This window comes from Streptococcus sp. FSL E2-3494 (genome assembly GCF_038007085.1).
In the GTDB taxonomy this organism is placed as follows: domain Bacteria; phylum Bacillota; class Bacilli; order Lactobacillales; family Streptococcaceae; genus Streptococcus; species Streptococcus thermophilus.
In genome coordinates this window covers 1,037,125-1,057,509 of the sequence record NZ_JBBOWN010000001.1, presented here as the reverse complement: position 1 = coordinate 1,057,509, position 20,385 = coordinate 1,037,125, and the positions used below count along the sequence as shown (strand labels likewise).

The following is a 20,385-nucleotide window of genomic DNA, read 5'->3' as shown; positions in this document are numbered from 1 at the left end:
TTTATCATCTTCGTCTAAGGACAAGGTACGACCTTTTTGTTACAATGTTTCTATGACAAGACTTGCAGTAATGAGTGATTTACATATTGATTTAAATCATTTTGAGACATATGAAATTGATACTCTTATAAAGTGTCTAAAAGATCAAAAGGTCACCCACCTCCATATCGCTGGTGATATTTCTAACCATTATTTTATCGACACGAAACCTTTTCTACACAAACTTTCTAAGGAGGTCAAGGTTACCTCTAATTTAGGCAATCATGATATGCTTGATTTAGAGGATGACCTTATTGATAATCTGGATTTTCAGGTAATTGATTTAGGAAGTATGACATTATTGGCCTTTCATGGATGGTATGATTATTCCTATTCTGGTGAAAAGTTGGATAAGATTCTCAAACGTAAGAAGCAACTCTGGTTCGACAGACGCCTCAAGCGATTGGGTAACGATCCAGAAATCTGTCACAATGGTCTCAAGAGGCTAGACGATATTCTAAATGATTTGGACACTAGCAAACTTATAGTTGCCATGCATTTTGTTCCTCACAATCGTTTCACCATGACTCACGAGCGTTTTAAACCTTTTAACGCTTTTTTAGGATCTGAACAATTCCATAAGATTTTCGTCAAGCACAGCGTTAAAGATGTTGTTTTCGGTCATGCCCACCGAAGTTATGGGACGGTAACGATTGACGGTGTAACCTATCACTCGCGTCCTCTTGGATACCGACGTGAATGGGATTTAACCATTGACTTTGTTTCCAATCACCCTGAACTCAATCCTACTGGAACATGGAACCTCTCCAAACGTTACAACCTAGTCAAGAAACGGCCAGAGTTTTTAGATTACGAAAAAAAGGAACTAGCAAATGAGTTCCTTTCATCTATGACATTATTCGATTTATAGAACGACTCTTTGAGAGTCGTTTTTTAGTCGATGAAAAATCCCTGCTTTTGTAGATCCTTCAAGGTGTTAGCACGATTGGCAACGGATTTGTCCATGGTCTTGGCAATTTGAGTCGTAAATTCATCAACTCTGTTATTGAGATCGCGAAGATCATAATACTCATGGACTTCAGCGTCGTAGTCTTTTAGCTCCGCCAAGGGATTTTCCAAATCTTTATAGTAATTTTCCATATGGATGACATGACGTGGCAAACGAGGTTTAAGCTGCGGTTCCTGGTCTGGCCAACCAACTGCTAAACCAACTGCTGGATAGACATACTTTGGAAGTTTGAGGAGCTCTGAAAGTTTAGCATTATCATTTAAAATACTGCCCAAATAAACTGTTCCCACACCTAAACTCTCAGCAGCTACCACCATATTTTGCGCAGCAATCATAGCATCTGAAAAAGCTGAAATAAAGCGTTCAGGACTACCTTGTACCAAAGCCTTGGCTCCCTTAGCTTCTGCAATCAAGGTATTACGTCTTTGGTCCACAACAAATACAAAGAGGTGCCCAGTATTAGGAATATAGGGTTGGTTGGCAATTTCTGCAATTTGTTCCTTCAATTTTTCATCAGTAATACTGATAATCGAATAAGCCTGTCTAAAATTACTTGTTGGTGCATGTCTGGCAACATCAACCAGGAGGTTAACCTCTTCTTGTGCCAAAGCCACAGGTTTAAACTGACGAATACTGCGGTGATTGAGTTGTGTCTTAATAGTTTCGTTCATGACCTTCTCCTTAACTTATGATTAGTTCCTTTCATTATAAACAAGACAGCTAATGAATTCAAGATGTGATAGGAAAAAGCCAAAGACCATTGTCTCTGACTTTATATCTTAAATAGCGTCTTTATCCTTACCAAGGGCACGTTGAATAGCTTTGACTATTTCAACCAAAACCACAATCAAGAATGAACCTACAATAACCGCAAGCCATTGTGTAAAACTTAGATGTGACACATGGAAGAGATTATTAAACCCAGGAACCACGATAGTTGCCATCAAGAGGATGAAGGCAACTGGAATTGCCCAGTTAAATGTCTTGTTTCTAAAGAGACCAACTTTAAAGACTGATTGATAAACAGACTTAACGTTAAAGGCATGAAGCAACTGAATCAATCCAAGTGTTGCATAGGCCATTGTAAGGGCATCTGCATGAATTTCTGCTTGTGTATGATGTTCTGGGAAAACAAGACCCCAACCATATACTGCAAGAACCAGGATAGTTTGGAAAACACCTTGATACATGATAGCACCAAAGACCCCACCATCAAAGAAGTTTGATTGACGTCCACGAGGTTTGTGAGTCATAATACCTGGTTCAGCTGGCTCAACACCAAGAGCGATGGCTGGAAGGGTATCCGTTACTAAGTTAATCCAGAGAAGGTGCACTGGTTGAAGCACATCCCATCCAAATAATGTAGCAAAGAAGATAATAAAGACTTCGGCCATGTTAGCTGACAAGAGGTACTGGATTGATTTTTGAATATTGGAGAAGACCTTTCGACCTTCTTCTACAGCAACGATAATTGTCGCAAAGTTATCATCGGCAAGAATCATATCAGAAGCTCCCTTAGAAACCTCTGTACCTGTAATCCCCATACCGATACCAATATCAGCTGTCTTAAGTGATGGCGCATCATTGACCCCGTCACCTGTCATAGCAACAACCTTGCCCTCATTTTGCCAAGCCTTAACGATACGAACCTTGTGTTCAGGAGACACGCGCGCATAAACTGAGTACTGTTTGAAGACTTTCTGGAATTCCTCATCAGAAAGCTCATTAAGATCAGCCCCAGTAATGACACGATCTTCCGTATCATTTGGATCAATGATACCGAGACGCTTAGCGATTGCTTCCGCTGTATCTTGGTGGTCACCTGTAATCATAATTGGACGGATTCCCGCCTCTTTAGCGACACGGACAGCTTCTGCTGCTTCAGGACGTTCTGGGTCAATCATCCCAACCAAACCAGAGAAAATCAAATCAGACTCAACAACTTCAGATTCCAAAGTAGGAATTTCACTTGTTGTCTTATAAGCCATCATCAAGACACGAAGGGCTTGTTTTGCTAAGTCTTTGTTGACAGCAAGGATAGCTTGTTTGTCTTCATCCGTAATTGGGCGAACTTCCCCATTGATTTCAATTCGAGTAACACGCTTGATCAATTGGTCAGGTGCACCCTTGACGGCTACAAAGTAAGAACCATCTGGTTCCTTATGGATAGTAGACATGAGCTTACGGTCAGAGTCAAATGGTAACTCTGCCACACGAGGCTCTGATTTCAAGACTTCACGAACATCAAAATTGTGATCTAAACCAAACTGTACCAGTGCTGTTTCTGTTGGGTCCCCGATTAATTTACCATCTGGATCCACCTTTGTATCATTAGCAAAGGTCATAATACGAAGGGTCGTATTGTCAGCACCAAGTTCTGTATCAGCATTTTGCAATTGACCGTTTGTATAGACTTTTTCAACAGTCATCTGGTTCATCGTTAAGGTACCAGTCTTATCAGATGCGATAATTTCAGTTGAACCTAGGGTTTCAACTGCTGGCAATTTACGAACAATCGCATTGCGTTTGGCAAGAGTCGTTGTTCCAAGTGACAAGAGAATCGTTACAATGGCAGGCAATCCTTCAGGAATAGCTGCAACGGCAAGAGCAACTGCAACCATCAAACCTTCAAGGGGCTGTTCGCCACGAATAAATACACTAACCAAGAATGTCACCAAGGCAATAGCAATAATAAGGTAAGTCAAAGTCTTAGACAATTGCTCCAAGCTTTGCTTCAACGGCGTTTGTGATTCGTCCGCATTAGCTAGCATATCAGCAATCTTACCAACTTCAGTATACATACCAGTATTGGTTACTACACCAGTACCACGACCGTAAGTAACGTTTGAGTTTTGGTAACACATATTCACACGGTCACCAATTCCGGCTTCTGCTTCAACCGTCTCGGTAATATCTTTTTCAACTGGAACGGATTCACCAGTAAGGGCAGATTCTTCAATCTTAAGTGAGGCAGCTTCGATCAAACGCATATCTGCCGGAACAACATCACCTGCTTCAAGCAAAACAATGTCTCCTGGAACCAATTCACGTGAATCAATTTCAACCACATTGCCATCACGGCGCACACGTGCCATTGGACTTGACATGTTTTTAAGAGCTTCAATAGCCGCTTCTGCTTGCCCCTCTTGATAAACACCAAAGGCTGCATTCAAAACAACAACGGCAAAAATAATACAGGCATCCGTCAAACCATGCCTGCCTTCTGTAATGATAGAAAGGGCAGCAGCGACAAGCAAGATGATGATCATCAAATCTTTAAACTGGTCGATGAATTTTGATAAAAGGCTACGTTTTTCACCTTCATCCAACTCATTATAGCCATAGGCATCTAAACGTTCCTTGGCTTGTGCAGTAGACAAACCATCAACGGAAGTGTCCAAGCTTTTTAGGACTTCTTCCACTCCTTGCGTGTAAAACAAGGCTTTACTTTGTTCTTTCGACAAAATAGTCTCCTCCTTTTAAATAGGGAAATATGGCTAACAAGACTCTTTTTATATAAAAAATCATACCAAAAGAGACCTGTTTAATTAAAAACAAGTCTCGCTGTTTAAGAATATGCCGGAAATGTAAAATTTCGTAATGACGACATAATCGCAATCTTTAATCAAATCTCATGATTAAAGTCGCCTGCTACTCCCTTGATTTTTCCTTTACATTCTAACATAATTCAACATTATTTCAAGCAAAATGATTCTATTTCTAAACAAATTAAAACCATGAAATTTCTAATTCATAATCGGCAAAAACATCTTCTGTTTCTGGATGCTTCAATTGATAATGAACATCAACTGTTTGTCCATTTGGGTCATGAGCAAATAGACTAGTATCTGTCAGAAAATGCTGGACACCAAGCGGTGTCGGAATTTGGAGCAAGGTAGGTGCTTTAGCAGAAAAACGCATAATGGATTTTGGATTAGAAAAGCGTGTCATCACCAGCTCTTCCTTGTTCAACTTAATAACCACTTTTTCTTTCTCCGAATTATGGTGAACAAGATAGGTATAATCTCCTTTTTCCATAACCTCACAAGTGTGGATTTCTTCGATAATCTCCGTTTGATCGCCTACTTTTATTTTGTTTTTAATTTTAATTTCCATTAAGTATTCCTTCTATTCTAAAACTATTTTTCTACTTAAGATAATAGCAACTCTATACTAAAAGAGAGTATCAGTATTGCGTCTACCATTTCTATTTCAAGTAAACCACCTGGGTTTGTTTGACAAAGCCGATATTTTCATACAAACGTTTGGCTCCAATATTGCTATCTTCTACTGCAATTTGAAAAGCCTTGTCATTTTGCGCAATGAGTTGGTTGACGACTGATTTTACCAGATAGCTTCCATAGCCCTGTCCACGATAAGCTTCAGCAATCGCAAGACCGTAGAGGTAGTTGCTATTCCCAGATACATCGACAGTACAAACTCCAATGATCTTACCTTCTTTGAGCAGGATGTAAAGCAAGCTATCGGAATCTTTCAAGGCCTCAGCGATATATCTGTGGGTAACCTCAAGAGTTTCTTCCGCATCAGAAAAGGCTTGGTGGTGAAATAGACTTTTTCAACAGTCATGTTGAGTAATTTCTTCAAGATAAGAGGGTTCTGCTAAGAGCACCTTAACATCTAAACGGGAATTCCAGAGCATATGGTAATCTACCTCTCCCTAGCCAAGTTTCCGTCTCCTCATCCTCAATCACCCCCCAATGGCTTGCCAGACTAGGATGACGATTTAGAAAAACACGCTCTGTCTGAGAAGTCACTGATTGAATAGGATAAGATGCCGTTTCTTTTTCGAAACTCTTAAACAAGGCACGCGCAATGCCCTGACGACGATTATTGGAATGAACTAGGATGCTTAGTTCAACATCTTCATTATCCGCATAAACCGTTAATAAACCAAGCAACCTCCATTTTGATAATAAAGGAAAAAGGCTAGCGTGTTGAAATCGAAATTAAGCATATTGGAGAGATAAGGTTCTCGATAGGTTCGGTCCTAGGCTTGGCAGCTGACAATCAATGTTTTTTTGCATCCTTCCGTTCTTTTTCTGTCAATTGATTGGTTGCTCGAATCATTTTAGCTCTCCTTTATTTGTCTGACCTTATTTTACCAATTAAAAATCATTTGAGCAATTCTTAGTTAAGGTGGTTTTTCTTTAAGGTTGAGCTTTGATCTGTTACTGATGACTCATCACTATTATTTTTCTTAGGAAGAACTATGACAAAGCGGCTAAATTTTAGTAAAATAGAAGGGAAATTAACTAAACGGAACAGGTACTTATTATGTCTATTAAACTAATTGCAGTTGATATTGATGGAACTCTTTTGAATAGCCAACGTCAAGTCACACCTGAAGTCTTTCAAGCAATTCAAGATGCCAAGGCTGCTGGGGTAAAGGTCGTTATTGCGACTGGCCGTCCTATTCCTGGCGTACTTCCACTTCTTGAGGAACTTAATCTTAACCAAGATGGCGACTATGTCATCACCTTTAATGGAGGGCTCGTTCAAGAGACTTCTACTGGTAATGAATTGATTCGCGAGACGCTTTCATACGAAGACTACCTTGATATTGAAGTTTTAGCTAACAAGCTTGGCGTTCATTCTCATGCTATTACTAAAGATGGTATCTACACAAGTAATCGAAACATTGGTCGCTACACTGTTCATGAGTCTACCCTTGTTCATATGCCGATTTACTATCGTACACCTGAAGAGGTGGCTGACAAGGAGTTTGTTAAGGCCATGTATATTGACGAACCTGAAATTCTTGATGCAGCCATTGCCAAACTTCCACAGGAATTTTATGATCGCTTTACAATCGTAAAATCAACGCCATTTTACCTAGAAATTCTCAAGAAAACAGCCAATAAAGGGATCGCGGTTACACACCTTGCTGAAAAACTTAGTCTCACTAAAGAAGAAACAATGGCTATTGGAGACGAAGAAAATGACCGTGCCATGCTGGAGGTCGTCGGTTCTCCTGTCGTTATGGAAAATGGAAATCCAGAAATCAAGAAAATTGCTAAATACATCACAAAATCAAATGATGAATCCGGTGTCGCTTACGCTATTAGAAAGTGGGTTCTAGACTAATATGTTTACCTATAAAATTGGACTCAGCACTTCTGAGCATGACCGCTTTGTTATTGATAGTCCTCAAACCAACTTATTACAAAGTAGCTCATGGGCAAAAATCAAGGATAGTTGGGGCAATGATCGTCTAGGTTTCTATCAAGATGACAAACTTGTTGCCGTCGCTAGTGTTCTTATTCAACCACTACCTCTTGGATTCTCTATGATTTACATTCCACGCGGTCCTATCATGGACTACCAGGATAAAGAGTTGTTAGCTTTTGTCATAACTTCACTTAAAAAATATGCCAAAACAAAACGTGCTCTCTTTGTTAAATTTGATCCAAGTCTCTTTGTCACTAAAAATTTGATTTCTCAAGAAGTTAACATCAATGAAGATACTTTGTCAATTGCCAAAGATATCCAAGCTCTGGGCGTTGAATGGACTGGTCTCACCGAAGATATGGCTGAAAATATTCAACCACGCTTCCAGGCAAATATTTATAAGGAAGATTTTACTGAGGAACAGCTATCTAAGAGTACTAAGCAAGCTATTCGCACTGCTCGAAACAAAGGCATTTCAGTTCAATTTGGTGGCACTGAGCTGCTAGACCAATTTGCAGATCTAATGAAAAAAACAGAGGCTCGTAAGAACATTCATCTTCGTGGGATTGATTACTATGAAAAGTTGTTAACTACTTACCCAGAATCTTCTTACATTACACTCTCAACACTAGATTTGCCAGCTCGCCTCAAAGATCTTAATAAACAACTTGAAATGAATATTGCCGACGCTGCCAAGTTTACAGAAAAAACCAAACCTGGAAAAATTGAGAACAATAAACAAGAGTACAAGAGACTTTCAGAAGAAATCGCCTTCCTTCAAGAAAAGGTTGATGCTGGTAACAAGATTGTTCCACTCTCAGGTACCTTAGTTCTGGAATTTGGAAATACATCTGAGAATATATATGCGGGAATGGACGAAGACTATCGTCGTTACCAACCTGCCATTTTGACATGGTTTGAAACTGCGAATCACGCTTTCGAACGCGGTGCCGAGTGGCAAAACATGGGAGGAATTGAAAATTCTCTAGATGGCGGCTTGTACAATTTCAAGTCAAAATTTAACCCACGCATTGAACAATTTATTGGGGAATTCAACCTTCCTGTTAGCCCATTCTATGGCCTAGCCAACTTTGCCTATAAAGTCCGTAAAAAATTACGCAGCAAACATTAATGGATAGTAGTTAAAATGAGACTTCCTTTTGGAAGCCTCATTTTTTATCTTTTATCCGTCTTTATCAGGAATAACCTTAAACAAGCAATAAGTGATAAAGAGCATCAGGAAAAAGAGCACAATTTTCACCTAAATAATAGGCGCGAAAACTATCGATATTCCCATCAAAACATAGATTTGGATAATGATTTTTTCTTTCGTTCTTTGGCAATCGATTTTGTTTCTCGAAAATCGGCGACATAAGTTTGGTAAAGTTTGGTATTATATAACCATTTCTCAAAACGTTTGGAACTTCTAGCAAAACAAGCGATGGCTAAAAGTAGAAAAGGTGTTGTGGGTAAGATAGGTAGAGGAATTCCAAGAATTCCCAAACCAAGCGACACCATCCCTAGCGAGAGATACATTATTTTCACATATACTATCCTTTTAAAAAGCCACACTAAACTATTAGACTATTAGTGCAGCTCTTCTGCTATTATTCTAAATATCTATTAGTGGGGTCGCCGTATCTGGTGAGGTACCAAAAATCTTAAAGTCAGTTCCAACACCAAAGTCAGCGCGAGCCAACTGATTTTCCATCGTCATGTAGGCCAATTCCTTGATATTATTTTCTTTGGAAAGATGACCCAGATAAATCTTTTTAGTTTTATTACCGATGGTACGAATCATAGCATCGGCTCCATCCTCATTACACAAGTGACCCTGATCAGAGAGGATACGTTGCTTGGTTGACCAAGGATAAGAACCTGCTCTCAAGATTTCAATATCATGATTAGATTCAATCAGATAGCCATCAGCATTTTCAATAAGACCAGCCATACGGTCTGAAACATAGCCTGTATCCGTCAACATGACAAAGCTCTTTCCGTCTTTCATAAAGCGGTAAAATTGTGGATCAATAGCATCATGACTAACTCCGAAAGATTCAATGTCGATATCACCAAAGGTTAGAAGCTTACCGCGAGAAAAAATATGTTTCTGACTATTATCAACCTTACCTAACATATTCTTACTATCCATAATTTGCCAGGTTTTCTCATTGGCGTATATATCCATGCCATATTTACGAGCTAAAACACCTACACCATGGATATGGTCCTTGTGTTCATGTGTTACTAAGATAGCATCAAGATCACTTGGATCACGGTCAATCTCCGCTAGCAAACTTGTAATTTTTTTTCCTGATAAACCAGCATCCACTAGAATCTTCTTTTCTGGAGTTTCCAAATAAAAGGAATTCCCGGTTGACCCTGAAGCCAAAATACTATATTTAAACCCTAATTCTGAGATCATTTCTACTACATCTCCCATTCATCGACCATCATTGCGTCCTGGTCATATGGAAGCACAATTGTAAAAGTTGACCCCTTACCATACTCACTCTTAGCCCAAATGAAGCCATTATGTTGTTTAACAATTTCTTTTGCTATGGACAAGCCAAGTCCTGTTCCACCCTGAGCACGACTTCTGGCCTTATCAACACGGTAAAAACGGTCAAAAATCAGAGGTAAATCTTTTTTAGGAATTCCTAAACCTTGGTCAGAAATAGAAACAATCAACTGAGTGTCTGTCGTTTTCATAGATACTGTAATTTGCCCACCATCAGGAGAATACTTGATGGCATTATTAAGTATATTATCTACGACCTGGGTCATCTTATCAGTATCAATTTCCACCCAAATAGAGTTTACTGGGTAATCTCGAATGATTTCATAAGACTTACCTGGATTAGTTTCTTGACTCTTAATTTGACCAAATCGATTCAAGATATAGGTCATAAAGGCTGTAAAGTTTGTCATTTCAACATTAAGCTGTGTGCTTTTATTGTCAATTCGAGATAATGCCAAGAGGTCAGAAATCATACGCATCATGCGGTTGGTTTCATCTAAAGAAACTTTGATAAAGTTTGGAGCAATCTCTTCGTTGAGAGCACCATCATCAAGCGCTTCAAGATAGGATTTCACAGAAGTTAAAGGCGTCCGCAATTCGTGACTAACATTTGATACGAAGAGACGGCGTTCGCGCTCTTCTTTTTCCTGCTCAGTGGCATCATGAAGAACGGCTACCAGACCTGAAATAAAACCAGATTCCTTACGAATTAATGCAAAATTAACACGTAGCGTCACAAATTCATCGTTAGCATCTCGACGCGACAGATGGATTTCGGGTGTCTTAGACAACAATTCACTATAGGTATAGGGATTCTCACCATCTAATATATCCAAAATAGACATCTGAGTCGCAGTTTCGCGATCTAAATTCAACAAGCGTTGGGCAGTACTATTAATCATAGTAATCTGACCAAGGCGATTGGTCGCAATAACCCCGTCACTCATGTACGAAAGGACAGATGATAAGCGGTTTTTTTCCTGGATTAGATTTTCATGTGTCAAACGAAAGACGTCCGACAAATCATTCAAGCTATTAGCTAGCTCTAAAAGCTCTGAATCTCCCTTTATGCGTAATTTTTCATTATAATTACCTGCCATAAGGGATTTGACTCTCTTAGTCAACTTTCGGATATTTTTGACCTGTTGATAATCACGATAAGCTAGAAAAATGAAATAGAAAGCAACAAAGAGGAGCGTAAAGAGTAAGGCTAGTTCAAAGCTTGTAATATTTAAGCCAATACTAGTCATAATTCTTCATGTAATAACCGACACCACGACGCGTCAAGATATATTCAGGACGGCTAGGTGTATCTTCAATTTTTTCACGCAGACGACGAATCGTTACGTCCACAGTACGAACATCCCCAAAATAGTCATAGCCCCAAACGGTTTCAAGCAAATGTTCACGCGTCATAACTTGTCCCATATGAGTTGCCAAATGGAAGAGTAACTCAAATTCACGGTGGGTCAACTCAACTTCGTTTCCACGTTTTTTAGCAACAAAGGCATCCGGAACAATAACCAACTCACCAATTGAAATTTCTTGTTTGCCAGAGTTAGAGCTCTCTTCTACTGCGGTTTCAATCGTTTCTGTACGACGCAAGTGGGCTTTAATACGTGCCAACAATTCACGGTTAGAAAATGGCTTAGTCACATAGTCGTCTGCCCCAATTTCTAATCCGATAACCTTATCAAACTCACTATCTTTAGCTGAAAGCATGATAATCGGTGTGTGGCTCGTTTTACGGATTTCCTTGGCAACTTCCAAACCATCCAGTTCAGGCAACATCAAGTCCAGAATAACCAAGTCTGGTTTTTTAGCTTCAAATTGTTCCAAAGCTTCTCGCCCATCAAAGGCCGTAACCACTTCATAACCCTCCTTAGTAAGGTTAAACTTGATGATATCGGAGATTGGTCTTTCATCATCAACAACTAGAATTTTTTTCATATAAACACCTCATCGGTTTTCTTAAGTCATTCAATTTAGTAAAGCCAAAAACTTTACATATCAAACATATTATACCAAAAAATAGGTCAAGGACCAAGTTTCGAGTATGCCTTTGTGGCTGATATATAAGCTTTCTTTACATTTTTATTAATGAGCAATCACCAACCTTCCTTAGACTAAATATTTCTGACTTTTACAACACCTACAGTAGAATAAATAGTTCTAGTACATTTAGTTACAAAATATGAAATTAACCATCGTTTTAACTTGTTTCGTACTTAACTTTACCACCTCTAACAACTCTCGTTACCCCAGCAAACAATGGTAACAAGCTAGTGAAGGCAGTACTCATCCTAATGCCGATTTTTTTCTATATCTATATCGTAAAATTGGTTAACCATATCATAAAAACCGAGCATTTCGCAAAAATATTCGTATTTTTTTGACTTTAAACTCATCTTATGCTAAACTAAAATTATGAACATGTTAGAAAATCTAACAAGCAAATCCATTATAGGAGGCTCTTATGGCACTTATCGAATTTAAAAATGTCAATAAATATTACGGAGACTATCATGCTCTTCGTGATATCAATTTAGAAATTGAAAAAGGACAGGTTGTGGTTATCTTGGGACCTTCTGGTTCTGGGAAATCAACCCTTATCCGTACTATCAATGCTTTGGAACCAATCGACGAGGGTACCCTGATCGTTAACGGACATAATGTTACTGAGGCATCTGCTAAGGACTTGGTAGAATTGCGTAAGGAAGTAGGTATGGTCTTCCAACACTTCAACCTCTACCCTCACAAAACCGTTCTTGAAAATGTAACCTTAGCACCAATCAAGGTTCTCGGAATTAGTAAGGCAGAGGCGGAGAAGACAGCTGAAAAATTCCTTCGCTACGTTAACATGTGGGACAAGAAAGATTCTTATCCTAGTATGCTTTCTGGTGGGCAAAAACAACGTGTCGCCATCGCTCGTGGTCTTGCCATGAAACCTGAACTTTTGCTTTTTGACGAACCGACATCAGCTCTTGACCCAGAGGCTATCGGTGATGTTCTTGCTGTTATGCAAAAACTTGCCAAAGGTGGTATGAACATGGTAGTTGTTACCCACGAAATGGGCTTTGCTCGTAGTGTGGCTGACCGTATCATTTTCATGGCTGAAGGTCAGGTCCTTGTAGACACTACGGATGTCGATGGCTTCTTCGACAATCCAACTGAACCTCGTGCAGCTAAGTTCCTCTCTAATATTATCAACCACCACTCTGATAAAGTCTCAGTGGATGCCTAAGGAGGTGGCCTATGATTTTCAAAAAAATCTTACGTTACCTAACAGCCGTAAGCTTGGTGATTGCTACTGTTTTTCTGATCACAATTCACAAAACTGAGGCAGAAGATACTAGCAAACTCCTAGATAGTAAGGCCGTCCAAAAGATCGTTAATCGAGGAACACTTAATGTTGGTGTTAAACAAGATGTCCCTAACTTTGGTTACTATTCTGCTAAGACCAATAGATACGAAGGTATGGAAGTTGACCTTGCTAAAAAGATTGCTGATGAGTTGAAAGTAAAAGTGAATTACATTCCAGTAACGACACAAACCCGTGAACCTCTTATGGATAACGGTACTATTGACTTACTTATCGGTACTTATACTATCAATGATGAACGTAAGGCTTCTTATGCCATCTCAAATCCTTACTACCATGATCAAATTGGTTTCTTAGTCCTAAAGGATTCAGGTATTAACAAAATCTCTGATTTGAATGGTAAGACTATCGGGGTTGCTCAAGGGGCATCAACTAAAGCCGCCTTGCAAGAATATGCCTCAGCCCATAATCTTAAGTTCAACTACGTTCAACTTGGTTCTTACCCGGAATTGGCTGTATCTCTTTACGCCCACCGTGTGGATGCTTTCTCAGTGGATAAATCTATCCTCTCTGGATATGAAAGTAAGAAAACTAAAATATTGAACGAAGGTTTCAAAACACAAGATTATGGTATTGCTTCAAGCAAGTCTAACCAAGAGTTGATTGACTATACCAACGATTTGATAGCTAAATGGCAAAAAGATGGAAGTCTTCAAAAACTCTACGATAAATATAATTTGAAACCTGCTAAGGCTGAAAATAAATAGAAAGGAGTCCTGAATTTATGTATCTTTTAACTGAAACGGTTAGTCCTTTCGCTCTCGAACGTTGGGCTGCTTTCTTTGCTAACTTTGGCCAATTTGCCAAAGGATTCTTATATACCCTTGGCATTTCTATTGGTGCCTTGATTGTAGCACTTCTACTTGGATTGATTTTTGGTGCTATGAGTTCGACTCGCAACAAGGTACTTCGTGGTATTTCACGTGTTTATGTCGAAATCTTCCAAAATACCCCTTTGCTAGTACAATTCGTAGTTGTCTTTTATGGCATTTCGATTTTGACTGACGGTAATGTCATGATTCCAACTTCCTTGACGGCTATCCTTTGTGTAGGAGTCTACACAGGAGCTTATATTTCTGAAATTATTCGTACAGGTATCGAGGCAGTTCCTAAAGGTCAAACAGAAGCAGCTTTATCTCAAGGGTTCACCTACGCTGATACCATGCGTATCATTATCTTACCTCAAGCTGTCCGTACTATCTTGCCACCATTGACCAATCAAGTGGTTAACTTGATTAAAAACACTTCTACGGTTGCCATTATTTCTGGAGCAGATATCATGTTCACTGCTAAGGCTTGGGCTTATGATACAACTAACTACGTGCCCGCCTTTGCTGGGGCTGCTTTCCTCTACTTTATCATGTGTTTCCCTCTAGCCACATGGGCACGTCGTAAAGAAGAACAAAATAAGAAAGCTTACTAAGGAGGTCCATTATGTCAGAAGTTTTATCAGCTACTAACCTTAAATTCTTGGCACAAGGAATGTGGACAACCCTTTACTTGTCTTTCTTCATCATTGTGCTGTCTACCTTATTTGGAACTATTCTCGCGGTCATGCGTAACGGAAAGAATCCTATTCTTCGTTGGATTGCTTCTATCTACATTGAGTTCGTTCGTAACGTTCCTAACTTGCTTTGGATTTTCATTATCTTCTTGGTCTTCCAACTCAAGTCTACAGCGGCAGGTATTACCTCGTTCACGGTCTTCACATCAGCTGCCTTGGCGGAAATCATTCGTGGAGGACTTAACTCTATCGACCCTGGACAAACGGAAGCCGGCTTGTCTCAAGGATTTAACAACAGACAAATCTTTATTTATATTATCTTCCCACAAGCTATTCGTAAAATGTTACCATCTATCATTTCTCAATTCGTAACGGTTGTCAAGGATACTTCTTTCCTTTACTCTGTTATCGCCTTGCAAGAATTGTTTGGTAAGAGCCAGATTCTGATGGGTGGTTACTACGAACCAAGCCAAATCTTTACTTTATACGGTATTCTGGCTTTAGCCTATTTCGTGGTTAACTTTGCTATCTCTAGCTACTCTCGCTACCTCTCTAAACATTGGGAGCAAGCTAGTGAATAAAAAACTCACCTTGGGGTGGTTTTTTATTTGTCTAGATACTAAAAACGACTCCACTCGGAGTCGTTTTTCTTCAATTCACCGTTACTTTTCCTGAATAGTAATCTAGGGTTATTCCCTCTTGTACATTTGGAACAAAGACATTAAACTCAAGTGATCCGTCTGCTGACTTAGCTTCAAGATGTGTTCCTGATGGAATGAGGTTCTCTCCTTCATAAATCAAGGTCACACGATAACGAACACGTTTGTTTTTATCCAGAGCTTTTCGTACTAGGCTTTCATAATAGTTTTGACCTGTAGAATTATCGCTATATGCTTGATTTGCCCAAGCAGTTTGAACAGCAATATTCTCTGGATTTGAAGTCGAGGCATCAAATCCTTTCAAACCACCTATCAGTGCATAACCTAGCAAATGGCCTCTATCTACGGCATGGCTATACTCTCCTGATAAATTTTGAACCTGGTGCCATCCAGCTGGTGTCCAAGAGGTTGAACCATTCCCTGTTTCTTGACGATTTTTGTACTGTCTAGTTGCTTTACTTAATAAGGCATTAGCAACTGTAGGAACAGTTTGTCCTTGAACCGTTTTGACTTGGTTATTAGCATAAGGTTGGCTTGATACCTTAGCATTTAGATTCGTCTTATTTCCATTAATAATATAGGCTCCAGCTCCATTCCATTCCAAGGAATTACCCAGTTGGCTTTTGACTGAACTAGTCATTACTGTCTCAGCAAGCTGCTCTTGTGGTGTAGACTGACTATTTGTTAAATAATTAGATTTAATGGATTTATTAGATTTTCCTGAAACTAGGCTTGCTACTTGTCTGATAGGATTATCAGGCGAGAGCTTGTTGCTGGTTCCTAGGTAACCTAAAACAGCTATCAAAGCTGCTATTATTAATGTGACGAACTGACGTTTCTGTTTATTTGTCAAAGATGTTTTTCCTTTTGCCATTCTTCTCTTTCTTTGATAAAAATGTCATGACGAAAGGAGTGGGGCGACTGCCCACTCCCCCTTATTTTCCTGTAAATTTAGCAATAATTGCCTGCCAGGATTCTGGTTTTAAGATGCTAATAGGATCCTTGCCTTCACCCAATACGGAATAGCCAATCATTAAACCGATAGCTAGAGAAGCAAGGCTAATTAAACATACAATCAAAACAAGTAATAATTGACGAAAAACATAGCCTTTACCAGTTTCCATACTATGCCTCACTTACACGTGAAATTTGGGCTCCTAGTTTAGCCAGTTTCTCATGGAATTTATAGTAACCACGATCCAAGTGTGTCAATTTCCCAACAGTTGTTGTTCCTTCAGCAACCATCCCTGTGAGGATAAGGGCTGCAGAAGCTCGAAGGTCAGTAGACATAACTCGCGCTCCTTGAAGTGGCAAACCACCGTGAATCATTGCAGTATCACGAAGGATTTCAGAATGAAGCCCCATACGACGCATTTCCTCTAAATGTTGGAAACGATTCTCGAAGACTGTTTCACTTATGCTTGATTTACCTTTCACAACTGCCATAAGAGCCGTAAATTGAGCCTGCATGTCAGTTGGAAAACCTGGGTGAGGTAGGGTTTTAACAGCTACAGGTTTCAATTTCGAAACATCAGATTTAACACGAATGCCTCTGGCCTCTTCCTTAACGTCGACACCCATTTCCAATAATTTAGAAATCAAAGGACGGTTATGTTCCCAGATAGCATCCTTAATAAGAACATTGCCAGAAGTCATGGCTGCTGCTACCATAAAAGTACCTGCTTCAATACGGTCCTGAACAACCGCATGTTGCGTACCATGAAGAGATTTAACACCTTTAATCACGAGTTTTTCAGTTCCAGCACCTTTGACATTTGCCCCCATCTCGTTAAGAAGAATAGCCAAGTCAACGATTTCCGGTTCACGCGCAGCATTTTCAATGGTAGTGACTCCATCAGCTAAAGTGGCTGCCATCATAATGTTCTGAGTAGCACCAACTGATGGGAAGTCCATATAAATAGTTGCACCTTTAAGTTTTTCTGCTGTCGCGGTGATATCACCACCAACTTGGATAATTTTAGCACCCATCGCTTCCAAACCTTTAAGGTGGAGGTCAATAGGACGACTACCAATCGTACAACCGCCAGGCATTGAGACCTTAGCATGACCATTACGAGCAAGAATAGGGCCAAGTACTACGATAGACGCACGCATCTTGCTGACATACTCATATGGTGCTTGATCGAGAATTTCTCCACTAGCATCAACTACAACGGTATTGTTTTCCTCGTCAAAGTCTACAGCAATATCTAAACCACGGACAACATTATTCATCGTATAAACATCTGACAAGATTGGAACATTAGTTAAGGTTGTTTGACCTTCTGAGGCCAAGATAGTCGCCGCCAACAAAGGAAGGACAGAGTTTTTAGCACCTTCAATGACAACCTCACCACTTAATCGAGTGTTGCCACCCTTCACAATAATTTTATCCATAAGGATTCCTTTCAAGGATTAATTTCGTATTTTTTTGTATTATATCAAAACACAATTAAAATCACTAATTTAAGAAATCGAGCTAGCCATATTCTGTCCAAAAGCTAAAACTGACAGAATAAAGGAGCTGACAAGATAGCCTAAGGCAATGCTAATAAAAAGCAAGAAAAGTTTCAACTTACCAGTATTCTCGATAGGATTTTTGATCAATTTTGCCCAATCAAAGAGGCTAATCAGCATATGGTAGCTCAATCCAATAAATACTAGGTGACTCGTCAAAGTGACGAATTGATTAATAATAGTCATGATTTCATTATACCATAGAAAGCTAGTCTAAAACATAAAAAGAGGGTGAGACAGTTCTAAACCTATAATCATTTAGTGACTGTTTTCACACCTCTTCTCTTTATTTCTGAGGCGACTAGATTAGGGTTGCTTAAAAAAATCTAGTGCTTGTCCTACTCTCTATAGGCTATGATTTCCTAGACTAAGTTTAGTCTTCATAACCATTTGGGTTTGTTGTTTGCCAACGCCAAGAATCTCTGACCATATCTTTCAAAGTCTTCTTAGCTTCCCAGCCGAGAACTTCTTTGGCCTTTTCAGGAGACGCATAGCAAGTCGCAATATCACCAGCGCGACGCCCTTGAATACGGTAAGGGATAGCAACCTTATTTTCACCTTCGAATGTCTTAACGAGATCCAAAACACTATAACCGTGTCCAGTACCCAAGTTGAAAATCTCAGCACCTTTGTGGCTCAAATTATATTTGACGGCAGCCAAGTGACCTGATGCCAAGTCAAGAACGTGAATGTAGTCACGGACACCTGTACCATCCGGAGTCGGATAATCATCACCAAAGACATTAAGCTCAGGAAGTTTACCGATAGCAACTTGTGTAATATATGGCATAAGATTGTTTGGAATACCGTTTGGCAATTCACCAATCAAACCACTCTCATGAGCTCCGATAGGATTGAAATAACGAAGATTTGTGACAGACCATGAAGGGTCTGAGGCAGCTACGTCTGTAAGAATTTGTTCCATCATCAACTTTGTATAACCGTATGGATTAATCGCTGACGTTGGCATATCTTCGGTCATTGGGGAAGGATTATTGGTACCGTAAACTGTTGCACTTGAACTGAAGACAATGTTTTTCACATCGTATTCCTTCATTTTTTCAAGGAGAGTAATGGTACCATTGATGTTGTTCTTATAATATTTCAAAGGTTTTTGAACAGATTCACCCACTGCTTTAAAGGCTGCAAAGTGAATGACTAACTCAATATCTTCATTTGTAAAAACCTTATCCAAAAAATCAGTATCTAAAATGGAACCTTGATAAAATGGAAACTTTTTACCCGTAATCTTTTCCAAACGTTCAAGTACCGCTGGCGAACTATTTGAAAAGTCGTCAGCTAAGACTACATCGAAACCTGCATTAAGGAGTTCGACGGTTGTGTGGCTACCGATATAGCCAGCTCCTCCTGTAATTAAAATAGACATTTATTATTCCTTTCTTACTTGTCAGTGCCTTTTTGATCCTTTTGAATCGTTGCTAATTTAGGCATAACTTCTCCTTCGAAACCATTCATGGCAAAATGAACAGAAGGCACTTGTGTCATTGGAGATAGAATTCCTAGCTTCACTTGATAGTTCTGATCTTTGGAATAGGCGAAACTTGCCTTAAGTTCAGTTGTTTGATCTGGAAGCAATTCAGACAAACGACACTCAAGTTGTTGGGCTTGAAAAACCCTTTCCATTAGCATTACACAAGTATTATACCACAGGCCAATCCCCATATAAAAGGGCACCCCAGAATTTTCCAAATTAAGTGTAATATCAACCTTGCCTTCTCCTTTGGAAATTGTCAAACCTGATACCCAGAGGCGGTAGCCCATATTCATCAAAAGCTCCCTATAAGCAGCTTGCCCATCACCGATATCTTCAGCAACCTTTGGCCCTAAAAATGTCAAATGCAATGCTTTAGCCTCTTCTTGAAGCTCTGATAGATTATTTACAAGTAGGTTAGACCTTGTATTTATTTTCTCTTGAAGACACTTTAGTAATCTGATTAAATTCTCAATCTCCCCTGAACTTTCATGTCCATAATTGAGGTATTCCGAAAGATAGATGATTTGATCATAATCATGAAATTCAAAAATATCTTCTAGCTGATCATTTTCATAACGCTTGGTATAAACGGTGATTTTATTTTTACGAGAGTTCTTTACACCTGTATGACCAAAAATAAAAACTGCTTGATTAGGAAACGTTCTCAAAATGAAATCGTTTGTTAATCCAGCAGTATTACCAATTATCAATATGTTCATAAGCTTCTACCCACATTTAAAAGTGTTCTCTTAACTACACCTTTTAACCATTCTAATCATTAGACCTCGGTATTTTCCTATAACATTAGGACTACAATGTAATATCTTTATTGAGCAAGCTCTGTAGAAACCAAATCTCTCTCCCCAATGAGAAAAGACACAACCTCCACCAGACTCCTAGCTCTGTAGGTATAAACATTTTAGAAAAATAAGGAAGAACATGATTAATCTAAGCAAACATTAACTAAAATTAATATTATTAAAAATAAATTGAATTGACTAACTAAATATCCTGTTTTGTTGATTAGTTTCCCCAAAAAATCACAAACTCACCAAAGTGTTTTAGATTATCTAACACCTGTAAAACTATATATAGGTGTTTCTCTTACT

The 20,385-nt window shown here is 39.2% G+C and carries 19 protein-coding genes and 2 pseudogenes; 7 read left to right on the top strand and 14 right to left on the bottom strand.

Features of this window, described 5'->3' with window-relative positions; translation table 11 throughout:
- Positions 1-52 precede the first annotated feature (52 nt).
- Positions 53-910 carry a metallophosphoesterase gene (locus NST05_RS05505; protein WP_023909690.1) on the top strand — a complete coding sequence of 286 codons (858 nt, stop codon included), beginning with the start codon at positions 53-55 and terminating at the stop codon, positions 908-910.
- A gap of 23 nt (positions 911-933) precedes the next feature.
- Here NST05_RS05505 and NST05_RS05500 read toward each other — a convergent pair whose 3' ends face one another.
- The 4 genes and pseudogenes from NST05_RS05500 to NST05_RS05485 form a co-directional block, all read right to left on the bottom strand.
- Entirely contained in the window at positions 934-1,680 is a 747-nt protein-coding gene (locus NST05_RS05500) for an NADPH-dependent oxidoreductase (RefSeq protein ID WP_064355898.1), read from the bottom strand.
- A gap of 108 nt (positions 1,681-1,788) precedes the next feature.
- Entirely contained in the window at positions 1,789-4,473 is a 2,685-nt protein-coding gene (locus NST05_RS05495; protein ID WP_084828859.1) for a calcium-translocating P-type ATPase, PMCA-type, read from the bottom strand.
- A gap of 265 nt (positions 4,474-4,738) precedes the next feature.
- Positions 4,739-5,125: a DUF1934 domain-containing protein gene (locus NST05_RS05490; protein WP_084828860.1), complete on the bottom strand. Its 387-nt coding sequence runs from the start codon at positions 5,123-5,125 to the stop codon at positions 4,739-4,741.
- Positions 5,126-5,182: 57 nt separating this feature from the next.
- Positions 5,183-6,097 (bottom strand): annotated as a pseudogene (locus NST05_RS05485) (GNAT family N-acetyltransferase).
- Between the two features lie 207 nt (positions 6,098-6,304).
- Here NST05_RS05485 and yidA point away from each other — a divergent pair.
- Both yidA and NST05_RS05475 read left to right on the top strand, forming a co-directional pair.
- Positions 6,305-7,114: a sugar-phosphatase gene (yidA, locus tag NST05_RS05480; RefSeq protein WP_011226081.1), complete on the top strand. Its 810-nt coding sequence runs from the start codon at positions 6,305-6,307 to the stop codon at positions 7,112-7,114.
- Position 7,115: 1 nt separating this feature from the next.
- The gene (locus NST05_RS05475; RefSeq protein WP_084828861.1) at positions 7,116-8,330 is read left to right on the top strand and encodes an aminoacyltransferase; all 1,215 of its coding nucleotides are present in this window, start codon (positions 7,116-7,118) and stop codon (positions 8,328-8,330) included.
- A 51-nt stretch (positions 8,331-8,381) separates the two neighbouring features.
- Here the strand turns inward: NST05_RS05475 and NST05_RS05470 are convergent.
- The 4 genes and pseudogenes from NST05_RS05470 to yycF all read right to left on the bottom strand — a co-directional run bounded on the left by NST05_RS05470 (position 8,382) and on the right by yycF (position 11,669).
- A pseudogene (locus tag NST05_RS05470) lies at positions 8,382-8,734 on the bottom strand (YbaN family protein).
- Positions 8,735-8,810: 76 nt separating this feature from the next.
- Positions 8,811-9,620 (bottom strand): MBL fold metallo-hydrolase, encoded by an 810-nt coding sequence (locus tag NST05_RS05465; RefSeq protein WP_100262465.1) that lies wholly within the window; start codon positions 9,618-9,620, stop codon positions 8,811-8,813.
- A gap of 8 nt (positions 9,621-9,628) precedes the next feature.
- Positions 9,629-10,969 carry a cell wall metabolism sensor histidine kinase VicK gene (gene vicK / locus NST05_RS05460; RefSeq protein ID WP_084828862.1) on the bottom strand — a complete coding sequence of 447 codons (1,341 nt, stop codon included), beginning with the start codon at positions 10,967-10,969 and terminating at the stop codon, positions 9,629-9,631.
- On the bottom strand, positions 10,962-11,669 hold the full coding sequence (yycF, locus tag NST05_RS05455) for a response regulator YycF (RefSeq protein ID WP_011681206.1): 708 nt from the start codon (positions 11,667-11,669) through the stop codon (positions 10,962-10,964). The genes vicK and yycF overlap by 8 nt, the downstream gene beginning before the upstream one ends.
- A gap of 526 nt (positions 11,670-12,195) precedes the next feature.
- Here yycF and NST05_RS05450 point away from each other — a divergent pair.
- Genes NST05_RS05450 through NST05_RS05435 form a run of 4 tightly spaced genes read left to right on the top strand, consistent with a single transcriptional unit; the run spans position 12,196 to position 15,186 of the window.
- Complete coding sequence (locus tag NST05_RS05450; RefSeq protein ID WP_011681207.1) at positions 12,196-12,963, top strand: amino acid ABC transporter ATP-binding protein; 768 nt, start codon at positions 12,196-12,198, stop codon at positions 12,961-12,963.
- Positions 12,964-12,974: 11 nt separating this feature from the next.
- On the top strand, positions 12,975-13,808 hold the full coding sequence (locus NST05_RS05445; RefSeq protein WP_011681208.1) for a transporter substrate-binding domain-containing protein: 834 nt from the start codon (positions 12,975-12,977) through the stop codon (positions 13,806-13,808).
- Between the two features lie 17 nt (positions 13,809-13,825).
- Positions 13,826-14,524 carry an amino acid ABC transporter permease gene (locus NST05_RS05440; protein WP_014608374.1) on the top strand — a complete coding sequence of 233 codons (699 nt, stop codon included), beginning with the start codon at positions 13,826-13,828 and terminating at the stop codon, positions 14,522-14,524.
- Positions 14,525-14,535: 11 nt separating this feature from the next.
- Positions 14,536-15,186 carry an amino acid ABC transporter permease gene (locus tag NST05_RS05435; protein WP_014608375.1) on the top strand — a complete coding sequence of 217 codons (651 nt, stop codon included), beginning with the start codon at positions 14,536-14,538 and terminating at the stop codon, positions 15,184-15,186.
- A 70-nt stretch (positions 15,187-15,256) separates the two neighbouring features.
- Here NST05_RS05435 and NST05_RS05430 read toward each other — a convergent pair whose 3' ends face one another.
- The 6 genes from NST05_RS05430 to NST05_RS05405 form a co-directional block, all read right to left on the bottom strand.
- Positions 15,257-16,138, bottom strand: a complete 882-nt coding sequence (locus NST05_RS05430; RefSeq protein WP_084828863.1) for a DNA/RNA non-specific endonuclease — start codon at positions 16,136-16,138, stop codon at positions 15,257-15,259.
- A 61-nt stretch (positions 16,139-16,199) separates the two neighbouring features.
- The gene (locus tag NST05_RS05425) at positions 16,200-16,388 is read right to left on the bottom strand and encodes a DNA-directed RNA polymerase subunit beta (protein ID WP_011226090.1); all 189 of its coding nucleotides are present in this window, start codon (positions 16,386-16,388) and stop codon (positions 16,200-16,202) included.
- A 1-nt stretch (position 16,389) separates the two neighbouring features.
- The gene (gene murA / locus NST05_RS05420; protein ID WP_082308982.1) at positions 16,390-17,661 is read right to left on the bottom strand and encodes a UDP-N-acetylglucosamine 1-carboxyvinyltransferase; all 1,272 of its coding nucleotides are present in this window, start codon (positions 17,659-17,661) and stop codon (positions 16,390-16,392) included.
- A gap of 69 nt (positions 17,662-17,730) precedes the next feature.
- Positions 17,731-17,967, bottom strand: a complete 237-nt coding sequence (locus NST05_RS05415; RefSeq protein ID WP_002946959.1) for a DUF1146 family protein — start codon at positions 17,965-17,967, stop codon at positions 17,731-17,733.
- A gap of 187 nt (positions 17,968-18,154) precedes the next feature.
- Entirely contained in the window at positions 18,155-19,168 is a 1,014-nt protein-coding gene (galE, locus tag NST05_RS05410) for a UDP-glucose 4-epimerase GalE (protein ID WP_014621668.1), read from the bottom strand.
- 14 nt (positions 19,169-19,182) lie between these two features.
- On the bottom strand, positions 19,183-19,995 hold the full coding sequence (locus tag NST05_RS05405; protein WP_223899678.1) for a hypothetical protein: 813 nt from the start codon (positions 19,993-19,995) through the stop codon (positions 19,183-19,185).
- Positions 19,996-20,385 lie beyond the last annotated feature (390 nt).